Raw genomic sequence first — 14,740 nt, forward strand, 5'->3', positions numbered from 1 at the left:
TCTACTCCGGATCGATGTGCTGCGGGAGGGGCGGCGAAAGATTATTGCCACTTCCCGTTATGGATGATGCGCCGGGGACCTGCGTGCTGGCCGTGGGTGACGGCGCGGACGGATGGATGACGGGTGCCGGGCTGGCATGCATGACCGACCCGTCCGCCACCGCTGCGGGGCTGAGCGGAATGTTACGCCGCACCTCCCCATTCCGGCCCAGCGGCTGCGTCGTGACGCCGCCCGCAACCAGTGTCAGGCCGCCCGCATTGCCAACCGTCAGTACAAGGCCGGACTGGTCCTGTGGCGTCTGCCATGTCTCCCCGGGCTGCATGACGTGATCATATAGCACGGACCCACCGGGTTTGCGGACCTGCACCCATGTTGCGGCGGTGGCGTTCAGGGTTACGCCATCGGTGGATGCGGTGGGCTGTGCCGCCGCGGCGGCCTGCTGCGCCAGCACATTACGGTCCTCGCCCATTTTCTCCAGCGGCTGCGTGGGGGCAGCCGGGGTGGGTTCGGGCATTGGTGGTGCTGCCTGCTGCACGGGTGCGGGCGTGCCGGTCAGGGCTTCGCGCTCCTGCTGGGGAAGCGGCTGCGGCGGCGGTTCGGGCCGTTCATCAGCCGGGGGCAGGACGGACGCCACCTGCGGCGATGCCGTAGTGGCAGATGAGGAAATTCCCGGCAGGGTCAGCTTGCCCGGAAGGTCATGGCCCAGCCCGTCCGTGCCGGTCAGTCTGTACCAGCCGATATAGGCCCCCACCAGAATGACGATACCGCATAACAGGAGTACCCCCATGGGCAGTCCACGGTCGGGCAGCGGTACGGGAAAGGACAGTTCGGACCGGCGGGTGAACGCGCCACGGCTTTCAACCTTGAAGCGTTCGACCAGTTGTTCGGCTTCCAGTCCCAGCGCCTTGGCATAGGTGCGCAGGAAACCTACGGCATAGGCGCTGCCGGGCAGTTCGCCGGGGCGGCCGGCTTCCAGCGCCTCCAGATATGGCAGGCGGATGCGCAGCCATGCCGCGACATCGGGCAGTTTCCACCCCAATTCCTCGCGCCGCGCACGCAACATGTCCCCTACCGATGCGATGGGTGTCGTACCGGGTGCCGGGGCTGTCGTGCCTGACGCGGTTTTTGGGCGGAAAATGCGTTTGCCGTCGCTCATCCGTAGCGGGCCCTCTCCTCCTGACGGATCAGGGCATCAATGGCCTGATCGACCAGTTCCTTGATGATCTCACCGACAGACTGTTCGCCCGTGATCATGCCGACCGACTGTCCCGCCATGACGGAGCCGTTTTCCACGTCGCCATCCACCACGGCACGGCGCAGCGCACCAGCCCAGAAGTGTTCGATATCCAGCTGGGCCGCTTCCTTGGTCAGTTCACCGGCCTGGAAACGACGCAGCGTTTCCGCCTGGTGCTGCACGAAACGCCGTGTGCCCGCGTTGTTCAGCCCGCGGACAGGTATGACGGGGAAGCGTTCATCAAGCTGCACGGACGTGACCGCATCGCGCGCATTGGCGCGGATGAAGGCTTTCTTGAAGTTTTCATGTGCGATGCTCTCACGCGATGCGGCAAAGCGCGTGCCAAGCTGCGCGCCCGAAGCCCCCTGTTCCAGGTAGGACAGGATCGCGTCGCCCCGGCCCAGACCACCGGCGACGAATACCGGCACGTCATGGATATGGGGCAGGATTTCCTGTGCCAGCACGGTCAGCGAAACCGGACCGACATGGCCGCCTGCTTCAGATCCTTCGATCACCAGCGCATCGACGCCAAGACGTACCAGCCGCTTGGCCAGGACCAGCGCGGGCGCGAAGGCGATGACCCTGGCGCCCCCTTCCTTGATGGCGCGGATGACCGGGCCGGAGGGAATGCCGCCAGCCAGCACCACATGCGTGATGCCCGCGTCGATGCAGACGCGCACAAGTTCATCAAGCTGCGGGTGCATGGTGATCAGGTTGACGCCGAACGGGCGCGTGGTCAGCGCCTGCGTCGCCGCGATTTCCTCGGCCAGGCGCGCGGGTTCCATCGCGCCACAGGCCAGCACGCCAAAGCCACCGGCATTGGAAATGGCGGATACAAGGTTGCGCTCGCTGACCCATGACATGGCCCCCGCCAGCAGCGCGTATTCGCTGCCAAGGAAGCGCGTGCCACGCCCCCACAGCCGGTCAAGCCGGGCGCGGGCTTCCGCCCGGCGCGTGGGGTCCGTCAGGGCGGAGGCGGTGTCGGTGGCGTCTGACATCTGGTTTCCGCTCACGCCGCGTCCAGACCGTAGGCGGTGTGCAGGGCGCGCACTGCCAGTTCGGTATATTCGGACGCGATCAGCACCGAGACCTTGATCTCGCTGGTGGAAATGACCTGCACGTTGATGTTGCGCTCCGCCAGCGTGCGGAACATCGTGCTGGCCACGCCTGCATGCGAACGCATGCCGACACCCACGACGCTGATCTTCACCACGTCATCATCGGTCTGCAGTTCGGTGTACCGGGTGGCGCCATGGTTGGCTTCCAGAACCGAAATCGCACGCGTAAGGTCGGTCTTGCCGACCGTGAACGTCATGTTGGTCGTCCCGTCGTCGCCCGTGCTCTGGACGATCATGTCCACGTTCACGTTGGCATCGGCCAGCGGGCCGAACACCGCCGCCGCAATACCCGGGCGGTCAGGGAGCTGGCGGACGGAAATCTTTGCCTCGTCCCGGGAGTAGGCAATTCCGGCGACCTGTTCCTGTTCCACGATTTCGTCCTCATCCACGACTAATGAACCGGGCAGATGCCCCTCTGACGGTGCGGGACCGTCGGTGAAACTGGACAGCACCTGCACCCGCACGCGCTCCTTCATTGCCAGTTCCACGCTACGGGTCTGCAGCACCTTGGCCCCTACGGACGCCAGCTCAAGCATTTCCTCATAGGTAATCTTGTCCAGCTTCCGTGCCTTGGTAACAATACGGGGGTCGGTTGTATAGATTCCGTCCACATCCGTGTAGATATCGCACCGGTCCGCCTTCAGCGCCGCCGCCAGCGCCACGGCCGAGGTATCGGACCCCCCGCGCCCCAGCGTCGTGATCCGCCCGTCCGGGCCGATCCCCTGGAATCCCGCCACGACCGGCACCTGCCCCGCCTGCATGCTGCTGATCAGATTCGCGCCATCAATCGAGGCGATGCGGGCCTTGCCATGCGCATCATCCGTACGCAGCGGGATCTGCCAGCCCAGCCATGACCGGGCGTTGACGCCAAGGTTCTGCAGCGCGATGGCCAGCAGGCCACTGGTGACCTGTTCCCCCGTTGCAACGACGGTGTCGTATTCGCGTTCATCGTGCTGGGGCGAGAGATCGCGGCAGTAGCCGACAAGGCGGTTGGTCACGCCGGACATGGCGGAGACGACAACGGCAACCTCGCACCCGGCCTCGACCTGTTTCCGGACTTTTTCCGCGACGGCACGAATCCGGTCAAGATCGGCGACGGACGTGCCGCCGAATTTCATCACGATCCGCGGTACGGTAGGGGACATCGGAATAGTGGCTCCATTATGGCTCGGGCTTCAGCATATCCGGAGTGTGGGCCTGTTGGCCAATCCGGGGCATTGCGGTTATGCGCAAGCCGCGTCACATACATCTCCCCAGCTTCCGCGTCCAGCGGGAGAAAGCCAAATGAAAGGCGGTGCACCCATGCAGCATCACGATTCGCCCGTTCTGTCGGCAGATTCCGTCGCCCCGGAGGAGATCGCCCATTTCAGCGATCTGGCTGCCCGGTGGTGGGATCCCGCCGGCCCGATGCGCCCCCTGCACGCCATGAATGACCTGCGCACGGGCTGGAGCCTGCGTCACCTGCCCGCCCCGGTGGCGGGTGATGACGTGCGCCGCACGCTGCTGGACATTGGCTGTGGCGCGGGACTGGCCAGCGAAGCATTTGCCCGCGCCGGATTCGACGTGACCGGCCTGGATGCGTCGCAGGCGGCGATTACGGCAGGTCGGTTGCACATGCGCCAGCACCCCCTGCCCGCATCTGCCGGTCCGCTGTCCTACCGTTGTGGCAGCGCCGAGGAACTGGTGACCGAAGGCGCGCGCTTTGACGCGATTTCCGCGCTGGAGGTGATCGAGCACGTAACCGATCCCGCGGCCTTCCTGCGCATGCTTGGCGGCATGCTGCGGCCGGGCGGCGCCATGGTGGTTTCGACCATGAACCGCACGTGGCGGTCCATGGCCATGGCCAAGATCGGGGCGGAATACGTCCTGCGCCTGCTGCCGGTTGGCACGCATGACTGGCGCAAGTTCATTACCCCGGCCGAAATGGGGCAGTACGCAGCCCGCGCGGGCCTGCGCATAACCGACATCGCGGGTATGGTACCCGCTCCCGGTGGCTGGCGTGAAAGCCGCGATATGGCGGTGAACTACATTGCGGCGATGGTGCGCGACTGAGCAATGGCGCCCCGGAAGGGCGCCATCCGGCGTCAGATCGTGTTCATGAACGCGAATGTCGTCGGGCTGCCCACCGGGGTGAAGTTCCATGTGAAGTCCAGCACGCCGGTCTGGGCATTGACCTTGAATGACGTGACGGAATCGCTGCGCTGGTTGGCGCAGAACAGGTAGGTGCCGCTAGGGTCGAACATCATCGCGCGGCCATAATCGGCATGCATCCAGATTTCTTCGACCAGGTTGAGCGTGCCGTCGTCATTTACATGGAAGCTGGCCAGCGAATCACCCAGCCGGTTCGATACGTACAGGTATTTGCCATTAGGTGAGAGCAGGATACCCGCCGCCAGCGTGCTGCCCCGGAAATGCGGGGTTACGGTGCTGACGGTCTGCTGGGGCACGATTTCGCCGGTCTGGGGATTGAAAGTGGCGGCAACCACCTTCGAATCCTGTTCGCCCAGGATGTAGATCATCGTCCCCTTCTCGTTGAAGGAGAAGTGGCGCGGCGCGGAGCCCGGCGTCATGGTGATGAATGGCGTCTTGGCAGGGACCAGCCTGCCGGTATGCAGATCCAGCGTCCAGACATATACCCGGTCCAGCCCCGCATCGCACGCCAGCACGTACCGGCCTGACGGATCGGATGCCACCATGTGGACATGCGCGCTGGAATGATCGCTTATGGCGAAGTTGCCCGGTGGATTGTCCGCGGCACGGTCGGGCATGCGCGGGCCGGTATTGTGCACCACGTCCGTCGGATCGCCCAAGCTGCCATCGGGGTGAATGGGCAGAACGCCCACCGTGCCACCCATGTAATTCGCCACCAGGACGTATTTGCCCGATGCATGCACGCTGAGATGCGCGGGCACCGCGCCGCCTGACCGTACGACGTTGAGCTTGGTCAGTTCCCCGCTGGAACGGTTGACGGAAAACGCGGTGACGCAGCCTTCGCCATTGGCGTTGAAGTCATTGATTTCGCTGAGGGCATAGAGGTGCTTGAAATCAGCGGACATGGCCATGAACGAGGGGCTGGCGATATCCACATAGGTCATGAGCGGCGACAGGCTGCTGGTGTCGGGGTTCATCTCGAACACGGAAATGCCCTGCCCGTTGCCTGCCCCGCCGGGCGGTCCATGCTGGGTATAGCCACCGATATAGCAGATGGTGCGCGGCTTGGTCGCGACCTGTGCCACGGCGCGGCGCGACAGGGCGGGCACGCCGGCGGCGGCCAGTGCGGTGGCAAAGGCACGGCGGGAAATATTGCAGCTCATGGAATAAGGATCATCCCCATTGGTTGAGAATTGTTTTCTGGGGCCTTCAGGGCAGTTTGCACGCCGGGCCGATCGTACCAGTATAGCGGCTCCACGTTTCGGTTTCACCAAATAAAGGCACGGCGACGAAACCACGCAGCTTGAGATCCCCCGACTGGGACACCCATAGCTTGGCATGATAGACATGCCCCGTGTCGGGATCGGTCACGTGACCGTTCCAGTGTCCTGCTTCCTTCGGGTCAGGCGTAAACCCGTTCAGCATGGGCAGGTTGCATTCCGGCTCACCACGCTTGTCGCGCGGCATTTCGGTCGTGTAGCGCACGCCAGCCAGCCGTCCGCAGATTTCATTCCCGCAATGGGAAATCTCAAACACGCCATCGTGGTCCTTCGTCATCCACCGGCCGATAATGTTCGGCTCGCTCCCCTCGGCATGGGCCGTGGGCAGGTCGGTGGCCCCGACCGCCACCGCGCATAAGGCGGCAATGGCGCCCCTGGCCAGCCAGCGCGCAAGGCCGCCCCCCATGCGGTGTCCGGTCTGGCGCGTACCTGTGTGGCTTTTGCTGTCGTGCATTTCCAATCGTTCCCCCACATGGCGCGTGGCACGGCGGTGCATGCCGCGCGCTTGCGTGTTCCCTCTAGCTGTCGGCCCGGCGGACCCATGGGATGGCATGGACGTCCACCCCCTCCTCATCAAGTTCGGCCTGTTCCTGTGGCGTCATGCTGCCATAGATGCCACGGGCCTCGCTCTTGCCCCGGTGCATGTCCAGGGCCTCGCTGGCAAAGCGGTCCCCCACATCGTCACAATGTTCCTCTACCGTGTGGCGTATTTTCTGTAACAGAGCGATCACGGCATCGGGCACTCCCGCTGACGCATGGCCGGGTGGCGTGACAGCGGGGGGCTGTGGCGCTTCCGTCTCCTGCCGGGGGGCTGCGGTATGGACCGCTGGCGCCATGAGCGCGCGACTGATATCCGCTGTTCCACACTGCGGGCACGACAGAAGGCCGTGCGCCGCCTGGTGTTCGAATGCGCTGCTGCCGGGAAACCATCCTTCAAATTCATGGCCTGCACGACATCGTAGCTGGTACCGGATCATGCCCTCTCCGTCCGTGTGCCCTGTATCAGCCCTTGCCCAGAAGGGTATCGAGTTTGCCCGACCGGTCCAGCGCCATCAGGTCATCACAGCCACCAAGGGGCGTATTGTCGATGAATATCTGCGGCACGGTGGTACGCCCACCCGAACGGCGGATCGAATCCGCGCGTTCCGGCGTGCCGTGCGGGGCATTGATTTCGTTGAAGGGCACGCCCTTGTGCGCCAGCAGACGGACCGCGCGGATGCAGTATGGGCAGCCGGGCTGGGTATAGATGTCAATAGACGGCATTGAACCTTCGCTTGGTCTGGTGTGTGTCCGCCACCATTGTGGCGGGTGGGTCTGGGTGGGCAGTTTACCCTATTGTTGTTCATGCTGGCCACAGGCACGGGCGGCGGCCAGCACATCAACCCGTGCCGCACCTGCGTCACGCAGGCTGCGGGCGCATGCCGCAAGGGTTGCGCCCGTGGTCATGACATCATCCACCACGATGACATGCCGTCCCGCAATGTTACGACGCCTGTGGGCGCGCACGCCAATCGCGCCCTGCATGATGTCCTGCCGCCGCGCCCTGCCCTTCTCCTTCAGCGTGGGCGTGGCCCGCAGGCGTTCCAGCCCGTCGGGCAGGACCATGGCCCCTGTCCGTCGCGCCAGCGCGCATGCCAGTAGCGCCGCCTGGTTGTACCGCCGGGCAAACAGGCGCAGCCGGTGCAGGGGCACGGGTATGAAAATGCTATCCTTGTGCACCAGACCGGTGGCTGCTGCCGCCATGTAACGCGCCAGCAGCGCTGCGTTTTCCGTCCGGTCTGCATATTTCAGCGGCAGGATCAGGCGACGTGGCACGTCGTCATAGACCATTGCGGCGCGCCCTTCGTGCCATGGCGGCGGGGTTTCGGCGCATGTGGTGCAGGTCAGCGTCGGTCCGCCTGCGGCGCGGGAGGGAAACGGCAGCGCGCAGCGGTGGCAATACGGGGATGTGATCAGGTGCAGCTGGCTGACGCATGTCCCACATAACAGCCCTGCCTGCATGACATCGGCCCCACAGCCAAGGCAACGGGGCGGAAACAGCATGTCCAGCATGCGCGTGCCGGGCCGTCGCCACCAGGGGGATGCGCGGTGGTTCATGCCTTCACACGATCGTGGGCTTGGCAGCGGCAGGGCATGAGGGCACATCGGAACGATGGATGTGCCGCAGATATTTGACCGTCATGCCGTGCGCCTGCACCGCGACCGCGCGGCCGCCAATGTCGGCCATGTCCGGCCTGTGCTGGCGGAAGCGGCGGACCGGCTGCTGGACCGTCTGGATGATGTCACACGTCATTTTGGCGCGGCACTGGACATTGGCGGGCGGGGCGTTGTCGCACCCGCCCTGCGGGCACGTCACATCCCCACCGTCACCACCGACCTGTCGTGGTCCATGTGCGCGGAAGACAGTGGGCCCGCGGTATGCATGGATGCGGAATGGCTGCCTTTCGCTCCTGACAGCTTCGACCTTGTGGTGGCCTGCCTGTCGCTGCACTGGGTCAATGACCTGCCGGGCCTGCTGGCGCAGGTGCGCAGCATACTGGCCCCGGACGGACTGTTTCTGGCCTGCATGCCGGTACTGCCTACGCTGGCTGGCCTGCGGCGTGCGCTGATGGACGCCGAAATGGCACAGCGTGGCGGGGTTTCGCCGCGCGTTTCCCCCTTTCCGGGGGTACGTGACTGCGCGGGCCTGCTGCAGCGCGCGGGGTTTGCCCTGCCCGTGGTGGACGCTGATGTGATCCATCTGTCCTATCGCACGCCCATGGGTCTGCTGCGCGACCTGCGCCACGGTGGGGAGACGAACGCCCTGCGCGAACGCACGCGCGGGCTGACGCATCCGGCCCTGCTGGCCAGGGTGCTGGAGCACCTGCCTGTGGATGAGGACGGGAACCTGGAGCAGGACCTGCATATGGCGGTCATGACGGGCTGGTCCCCTGCCCCGACGCAGCCACAGCCCCTGCGCCCGGGGCAGTTTAGCGTGAGCCTGGAGGATGCGCTGCGCGGGACGCCGTGACATGGCGTGTGCCCTTATCCGCCCGTGACACTCATGTGCCGTGTGACCCGGGCGGGATCATCGGCATTGCGGCCGATCAGGAAATCATGCCCGCGCGGCTTGCGCAGGATGGCGGCGCGGACGTGATGCATCATGTCCACGTCATCCGCCCCGGCGCGGAGCGGCGCGCGCAGGTCGGTCGAGCCCTCATGCCCGAGGCAGGTATACAGCCGCCCCGTGCAGGACAGGCGGACACGGTTGCAGCTTTCGCAGAAATTGTGGGTCATGGGCGTGATGAAGCCGATCCTGCGCCCCGTTTCGGCAATGCGGGCATACCGTGCGGGGCCGCCGGTGCGGTAGGACAGCGGTTCCAGCGTCCAGCGCTGCTGCAGGTCGCGACGCACATCTGACAAAGGCAGGTAATGGTCGGTCCGGTCCTCGCCCGTCTCGCCCATGGGCATGGTTTCGATCAGGCACAGATCCGCGCCGATTTCGCCACACCATGCCATCAGGGTGTCAAATTCATCCGCGTTTATCCCCGCCATGGCCACGGTATTGATGCGGATATCCAGTCCCGCCTCCCGTGCGGCGCGAATACCGTCCAGCGTACGGGCAAGGTTGCCGCGTCGGGTAATGCGCGCGAACCGGTCGGGATCAAGAGAATCCAGGCTGACATTGACCCGCCGCACGCCGCATGCGCGCAGCCCGTCGGCAAATTCGGCCAGGCGGCTGGCATTGGTGGTCAGGGTCAGTTCATCCAGCCCCGCCTGCCCGTCCGGGCGGCCCAGCCATCCACCCATTTCACGGAAAAAGCCCATGACATCGCGCCGCACCAGCGGCTCGCCCCCCGTCACGCGCAGCCTGCGCACGCCGTGCCGGATGAAGGATGCGCACAGCCGGGCCAGTTCATCCAGCGACAGGATCTCGGCCTTTGGCAGGAATGTCATGTCTTCGGACATGCAGTAGATGCAGCGCATGTCGCACCGGTCCGTGACCGATACGCGCAGGTAGGTCAGCAGGCGACCGTAGGAATCAGGTAACGGGGCAGCCAGCAATGCGGGATTCATGCAGCCCTCCCTTACGATAGTACGGTCAGTTGCACGACCGTGGCATCAACCAAAATCTTGCCGGCATGGGGAAACATGACCGTTACCCGGTGCCCGATGGCGGACTGCACCTGCCCTTCGCCCCATTCCGGGTGATCGGGGTGGCTTACGAGTTGCCCCGGCACAAGAAATGAACGGAAGGAAGGGGTGGCCATTATATCGCGCGGTTCCTGCATGGGGGTCATGACCGGCATATCGGACCGGTGCGGGTCTTATTAAACCCCATGGCCCGGCATTCAACAAAAAAACCGCCTGCGTCGGGCATATCCACTAAGACGGACGTTTCTGGTCAGGTCAGTTTCAATGGGGAGTGGCGTGGCAGGAAAAATCGGGCAGCGTCACGCCAGATCGCGCCAGTTGCGCCGAAAGTGCTGCCGTCAGCCGGTCCAGCGCGGCCTGTGTCGTTCCTTCCGCCCGTGCGACAAGGGATGCCTGCGTATTGGACGCGCGTAGCAGCCACCAGCCATCCGGCGTGCTGACACGCACGCCATCAATATCGCAGACAGTGGCGCCAGCCTGTTCCAGCCGGGTGGCGACTTCCGCAATCACGTCGAATTTGCGCATATCGGGACAGGGAAAACGCAGTTCGGGGGTGGAAACAGTATGGGGTAATGCACGCCGTACTGCCGATAGCGGACCGTCCAGCCGGGAGACGACATCCAGCAGCCGGAGCGCGGCATATAGTGCGTCGTCAAATCCGTACCACCTGTCGGCAAAGAAAATATGCCCCGACATCTCGCCCGCCAGCAATGCGCCGGTTTCGGCCATCCTTGTCTTCATCTGCGAATGGCCGGACTTCCACATGCAGGGCTGGCCGCCGCTACGCGTGATTTCATCAAACACCACCTGACTGGTCTTGATGTCGGCAATGATGGTTGCACCGGGGTGGTCACGCAGCATGTCGCGTGCGAGGATCATCAGAAGCTGGTCCGCCAACAGGATTTCGCCCGTATCGTCCACCACGCCCAGACGGTCCGCATCCCCGTCAAAGGCAATGCCAAGGTCGGCCCTGTCCTGACGGACGGCCGCGATCATCTGCTGCAGGTTTGCGGGGATGGTCGGGTCAGGATGATGGGCAGGGAAATGGCCGTCAATCGCGGCATTCAGCACGCGATGGCGTCCCGGCAGGCGCCTTACCAGAAGCGACAGCACATTGCCCGCGGCCCCGTTGCCACAGTCCCATATGACATTCAGCGGGCGGGTATCGCCCCTATGGTCGCGCAGCAGCCGGTCGATATACGCGCCTTTTACTTCCAGCGCGCGGGTCGTGCCGGGCTTATGTGCCCCGACATTGCCCGTGGCGGCCATCTGCCCCAGCATCTGGATCTGCGGGCCGAAGAATGGTCTGTTGGCCAGGACGAGCTTGAAACCGTTATGATCAGGCGGGTTATGGCTGCCTGTAACCATGATCGCCCCGTCCGCATTCAGCTGGGCAGAGGCAAAATACAGCATGGGTGTGGGACCGCAGCCAATGCGGACCACGTCCATGCCGGACGCCATGGCCCCCTCCACCAGGGCACGTTCGAGGGAGGGGGACGAGAGGCGTCCGTCATATCCGATGACGACAGTGCTGCCGCCATCACCGGCCACGACGTTACCGAACGTGCGGCCGATGGCATAGGCGTCTTCCGTGCCGATCGTCCTGCCGACCGTCCCGCGGATGTCATATTCCCGCAGGCTGGTCGGATCAAAACGGTGCCGGAAGATCACTTGTATTTCGTAAGGAATTCACGCACGCCCGGCGCCAGTTCTTCACGCTCCAGCGCGAATGCGATCTGCGCTTCCAGGAAGCCGATCTTGCTGCCGCAGTCGAAACGCTTGCCTTCGTAGCGATAGCCGTGGAACGGCACGTGGCCGATTGTCTTGGCCATGGCATCAGTCAGCTGCACTTCGCCACCGGCACCCTTTTCCAGCTTGGCAAGGTGCTTCAGCACGTCGGCGGTCAGCACGTAACGGCCAATGACGGACAGGGTGGACGGTGCGTCCTTCGGGTCGGGCTTTTCAACCAGGCCCTTGACCTCGACGGTCTTGCCATCATCCTTGCCAACGTCAAGGATGCCGTAGCTGCCGGTCTGCTCACGCGGGACTTCGGTCACGGCCAGAACGTTGCCGCCGGTCTTGTTGTATACTTCAACCAGCTGGCCGATGCACGACTTCTTGCTCTGCACCACGTCATCAGGCAGCAGGATGGCGAACGGGTCGTTGCCAATGAATTCGCGCGCGCACCAGATGGCATGGCCCAGACCCAGCGGTTCCTGCTGGCGCACGGACAGCATGGAGCCCGGGGTGACGCGGGTGGCTTCCAGCGCCTTCAGCGCGGAGGTCTTCTTGCGGGCCTTCAGCGTGTCTTCCAGCTCGTAGGAGATATCGAAATAGTCGATCAGGGAATCCTTGCCCCGGCTGGAAACGAGGCAGAATTCCTCGATCCCTGCTTCGCGTGCTTCATCGATTGCATACTGGATCAGCGGACGGTCGACGACGGTCAGCATTTCCTTGGGCACGCACTTGGTTGCGGGCAGAAAGCGCGTTCCAAGACCGGCAACCGGCAATACGGCTTTTTTAAGGGGCTTAATCACTAATATTTACCTCAAGATGCATGACAGAAACAGGCAATACCGACTGATGCCCCGTTTCCATAATGAAAACAGGTAACAGGGTGTTACCAGATGGCAATGATGTAGCGTGCTTTATCAGGACCAAACATGATTTAAATCACGATTCCTCCAGCACGCCAGCACCCGCTGCCGATATGACACCTTTTGTAACCATTCGCGCGGCGCGTCAGGTTGCCTGTGGATGTTCATACCATCTGAGGTAGATACCTGCCGTTTGTGCGGAAATATTGTGACTTTTTTATGACATGAAGCATCCCAGTCCATGCCGCTCCTGCATGCCACATGTGTGAAACCGCCCAATTTCGGCCGCGGGATACCTGCCGTCCACGGACGCAGGCGCGCGCAGATACCCTGCCCCGATGGGGAGATGAGACCCGTTTTGTCAGTTTTCAGGAAAATCAGGTTGGTGCGGCCAAGAAGACTCGAACTTCCACGGGGTTTCCCCCACAAGCACCTCAAGCTTGCGCGTCTACCATTCCGCCATGGCCGCAACGTGACAACGATGATCGACTGGGCGATACCGTCATGACGATGAAGGGGCGTATAACCGATGGAGGGCGCGTGGGCAATGACTGAAAACGAGTTTTTATGGCATAGGGCGGCAAATCTGGTGCCCTACCCCACCGCGCTTGCGGAAATGGAGGCCCAGGCCCGTGGCATACGCGCCGGCAGCGCACCTGAACGCGTCTGGCTGCTGGAACATCCCCCCACCTATACCGCCGGGACATCAGCAAAGGATTCGGACCTGTTCAATCCGCGCGGCTATCCTACCTACCCTGCCGGGCGCGGCGGGCAGTGGACGTATCACGGGCCGGGGCAGCGGGTGGCCTATGCCATGCTGGACCTGACCCGGGCGCACGGCATGGCGCCAGCGCGCGACCTGCGGGCCTATGTCCATACGCTGGAGGAATGGATCATCCGCACATTGCGCCATTTTGACGTGGTGGGCGAACGCCGCGCGGACCGCATCGGGGTCTGGGTGGTCGATCCCGCCACGGGGCGCGAGGAAAAGATCGCGGCCATTGGCGTACGTGTCTCGCGCTGGGTCAGCTGGCATGGAATCGCGATCAACGTCGCCCCGGACCTCAGCGATTTTGGTGGAATCGTGCCCTGCGGCATTAGCGAATACGGCGTCACCAGTCTGGCGAAGCTGGGCAAGGCTGTCAGTATGGACGAAGTGGACGCGGCCCTTGCGGCCACGTGGCCCGAATGCTTCGGCCCGATTCCCGGCACGCAGGAGGACGCCCCACGCGCCGGGTAACGTCTAGTTGCTGGCCGACAGGGTAAACATTGCGTCAGGCCATGGCTGGCCGCTGACGGTGGTGTCCGTCAGGTCGAGGCGGATGTGCTGCCGTTCCACATCCGTCATCTCAATCACCAGCAGCGACAGCCTGCCGCCGATATCGGAAAAGCCAAGCGTCAGAATCCCTTGTGATTCGCTGTCGCGTCGCGCCAGCGAAACCTGCAGGCTGTTCTGCCCATGCTGCACCGCTGTTACCGCGATCTGTCCCGACAGGTGCACGGGCTGTTCCAGAAGCAGGCCAAGCGGCTGGTGGCCCAGCGACATGCGGGTGACCGATTCGCGGCGGTGGTCCACGAACAGAAGGTGCCCACTGGCCGCAACCAGCTTCATTGATCCTGGTGTTTCGTAATCCAGCCGCAGGCGGCCCGGATCGTAATGCATGACCCCCTGCCCCTTTCCGCCATCGGGCCAGGTCTGCACGAAATTGGCCTGCAGCCCGTTTGATGTATTGAGATAGGCCTCGACCCGCGCGATGTCCGCCTGCTGGTCGGGTGCCTGTTGCACGGGCGTTCCGGCGCATGCGGCCAGCAGGGTCAGCAGGCCGCCCATCATCAACCGCCGCGTGGCGAAGGGAAAGGCGGGCTTCATGCCGCGTCCATCCGCGCCTGTTCCTGTGGCGTGCGCAGCACGAGCGACAGGGCATGCATGCCGCCCGCGAACTCGTCCGCCAGCAGGTCATGCACCACGCGCGATCGCTGCACCCGGCCCATCTGGTCGAATGCAGGGCTGACAATCAGCACGTTGTAGTGGCTTTCCCCTGCCTGTACGCCATTATCGCGCACGTGGACGTGATGGGCGTGGCGGGCGCTGTCGTCATGTATGCGCAGTTCCACGGGGGCGAGATGTTCGCGTATGATGCGTTCGATCCGTCCGGCCCGGCCGGTTGCTTGCTGTTCCATTGGCGGCTCCATGATAGCGGGATCATTCATTGCACAGCTTCGCTC

17 protein-coding genes and 1 tRNA gene are annotated in these 14,740 nt (G+C 63.8%); 3 read left to right on the top strand and 15 right to left on the bottom strand.

The window, feature by feature from the left end; translation table 11 throughout:
* Position 1: 1 nt before the first annotated feature.
* From HNO79_RS06290 to HNO79_RS06300, 3 genes are read right to left on the bottom strand one after another with little or no spacing between them, the layout of a single operon-like run.
* Positions 2–1,156 carry a helix-turn-helix domain-containing protein gene (locus tag HNO79_RS06290; RefSeq protein ID WP_214164922.1) on the bottom strand — a complete coding sequence of 385 codons (1,155 nt, stop codon included), beginning with the start codon at positions 1,154–1,156 and terminating at the stop codon, positions 2–4.
* Positions 1,153–2,232 (bottom strand): NAD(P)H-dependent flavin oxidoreductase, encoded by a 1,080-nt coding sequence (locus tag HNO79_RS06295; protein WP_010513454.1) that lies wholly within the window; start codon positions 2,230–2,232, stop codon positions 1,153–1,155. The genes HNO79_RS06290 and HNO79_RS06295 overlap by 4 nt, the downstream gene beginning before the upstream one ends.
* 11 nt (positions 2,233–2,243) lie before the next feature.
* Complete coding sequence (locus HNO79_RS06300) at positions 2,244–3,497, bottom strand: aspartate kinase (RefSeq protein WP_029329302.1); 1,254 nt, start codon at positions 3,495–3,497, stop codon at positions 2,244–2,246.
* Between the two features lie 157 nt (positions 3,498–3,654).
* Here HNO79_RS06300 and ubiG point away from each other — a divergent pair, with 157 nt between their 5' ends.
* Complete coding sequence (ubiG, locus tag HNO79_RS06305) at positions 3,655–4,404, top strand: bifunctional 2-polyprenyl-6-hydroxyphenol methylase/3-demethylubiquinol 3-O-methyltransferase UbiG (protein WP_200409429.1); 750 nt, start codon at positions 3,655–3,657, stop codon at positions 4,402–4,404.
* Between the two features lie 32 nt (positions 4,405–4,436).
* Here the strand turns inward: ubiG and HNO79_RS06310 are convergent, their stop codons facing one another.
* The 5 genes from HNO79_RS06310 to HNO79_RS06330 all read right to left on the bottom strand — a co-directional run bounded on the left by HNO79_RS06310 (position 4,437) and on the right by HNO79_RS06330 (position 7,880).
* Entirely contained in the window at positions 4,437–5,666 is a 1,230-nt protein-coding gene (locus tag HNO79_RS06310; RefSeq protein WP_048856350.1) for a lactonase family protein, read from the bottom strand.
* 46 nt (positions 5,667–5,712) lie between these two features.
* The gene (locus tag HNO79_RS06315; protein WP_029329300.1) at positions 5,713–6,237 is read right to left on the bottom strand and encodes a DUF2147 domain-containing protein; all 525 of its coding nucleotides are present in this window, start codon (positions 6,235–6,237) and stop codon (positions 5,713–5,715) included.
* 64 nt (positions 6,238–6,301) lie between these two features.
* Positions 6,302–6,760 (bottom strand): DUF1178 family protein, encoded by a 459-nt coding sequence (locus tag HNO79_RS06320; RefSeq protein WP_010513449.1) that lies wholly within the window; start codon positions 6,758–6,760, stop codon positions 6,302–6,304.
* Positions 6,761–6,785: 25 nt separating this feature from the next.
* Complete coding sequence (grxC, locus tag HNO79_RS06325) at positions 6,786–7,046, bottom strand: glutaredoxin 3 (RefSeq protein WP_010513448.1); 261 nt, start codon at positions 7,044–7,046, stop codon at positions 6,786–6,788.
* A gap of 69 nt (positions 7,047–7,115) precedes the next feature.
* Positions 7,116–7,880, bottom strand: a complete 765-nt coding sequence (locus tag HNO79_RS06330; protein ID WP_214164921.1) for a ComF family protein — start codon at positions 7,878–7,880, stop codon at positions 7,116–7,118.
* 55 nt (positions 7,881–7,935) lie between these two features.
* Between HNO79_RS06330 and HNO79_RS06335 the strand changes: the two genes are divergently transcribed.
* Entirely contained in the window at positions 7,936–8,793 is an 858-nt protein-coding gene (locus HNO79_RS06335; RefSeq protein ID WP_214164920.1) for a methyltransferase domain-containing protein, read from the top strand.
* 14 nt (positions 8,794–8,807) lie between these two features.
* On the opposite strand, the gene moaA is transcribed toward HNO79_RS06335, so the two are convergent.
* The 5 genes from moaA to HNO79_RS06360 form a co-directional block, all read right to left on the bottom strand.
* The gene (gene moaA / locus HNO79_RS06340; RefSeq protein WP_214164919.1) at positions 8,808–9,839 is read right to left on the bottom strand and encodes a GTP 3',8-cyclase MoaA; all 1,032 of its coding nucleotides are present in this window, start codon (positions 9,837–9,839) and stop codon (positions 8,808–8,810) included.
* An 11-nt stretch (positions 9,840–9,850) separates the two neighbouring features.
* A complete protein-coding gene (locus HNO79_RS06345; protein ID WP_010513444.1) occupies positions 9,851–10,072 on the bottom strand; it encodes a DUF3553 domain-containing protein in 222 nt (73 codons plus the stop codon).
* A 106-nt stretch (positions 10,073–10,178) separates the two neighbouring features.
* On the bottom strand, positions 10,179–11,588 hold the full coding sequence (pgmG, locus tag HNO79_RS06350; protein ID WP_214164918.1) for a phosphoglucomutase/phosphomannomutase PgmG: 1,410 nt from the start codon (positions 11,586–11,588) through the stop codon (positions 10,179–10,181).
* Positions 11,585–12,454 (bottom strand): UTP--glucose-1-phosphate uridylyltransferase GalU, encoded by an 870-nt coding sequence (gene galU, locus HNO79_RS06355; protein ID WP_048856344.1) that lies wholly within the window; start codon positions 12,452–12,454, stop codon positions 11,585–11,587. The genes pgmG and galU overlap by 4 nt, the downstream gene beginning before the upstream one ends.
* 443 nt (positions 12,455–12,897) lie before the next feature.
* Positions 12,898–12,983 (bottom strand) — tRNA-Leu (locus HNO79_RS06360).
* Positions 12,984–13,043: 60 nt separating this feature from the next.
* Here HNO79_RS06360 and lipB point away from each other — a divergent pair.
* Positions 13,044–13,754, top strand: a complete 711-nt coding sequence (lipB, locus tag HNO79_RS06365; protein ID WP_214164917.1) for a lipoyl(octanoyl) transferase LipB — start codon at positions 13,044–13,046, stop codon at positions 13,752–13,754.
* Positions 13,755–13,757: 3 nt separating this feature from the next.
* Here the strand turns inward: lipB and HNO79_RS06370 are convergent, their stop codons facing one another.
* Positions 13,758–14,384, bottom strand: a complete 627-nt coding sequence (locus HNO79_RS06370) for a LolA family protein (protein WP_010513440.1) — start codon at positions 14,382–14,384, stop codon at positions 13,758–13,760.
* Entirely contained in the window at positions 14,381–14,695 is a 315-nt protein-coding gene (locus tag HNO79_RS06375; RefSeq protein WP_029329296.1) for a BolA family protein, read from the bottom strand. The genes HNO79_RS06370 and HNO79_RS06375 overlap by 4 nt, the downstream gene beginning before the upstream one ends.
* Positions 14,696–14,740 lie beyond the last annotated feature (45 nt).

It is taken from the genome of Komagataeibacter oboediens, from assembly GCF_018491655.1.
GTDB lineage: Bacteria > Pseudomonadota > Alphaproteobacteria > Acetobacterales > Acetobacteraceae > Komagataeibacter > Komagataeibacter oboediens.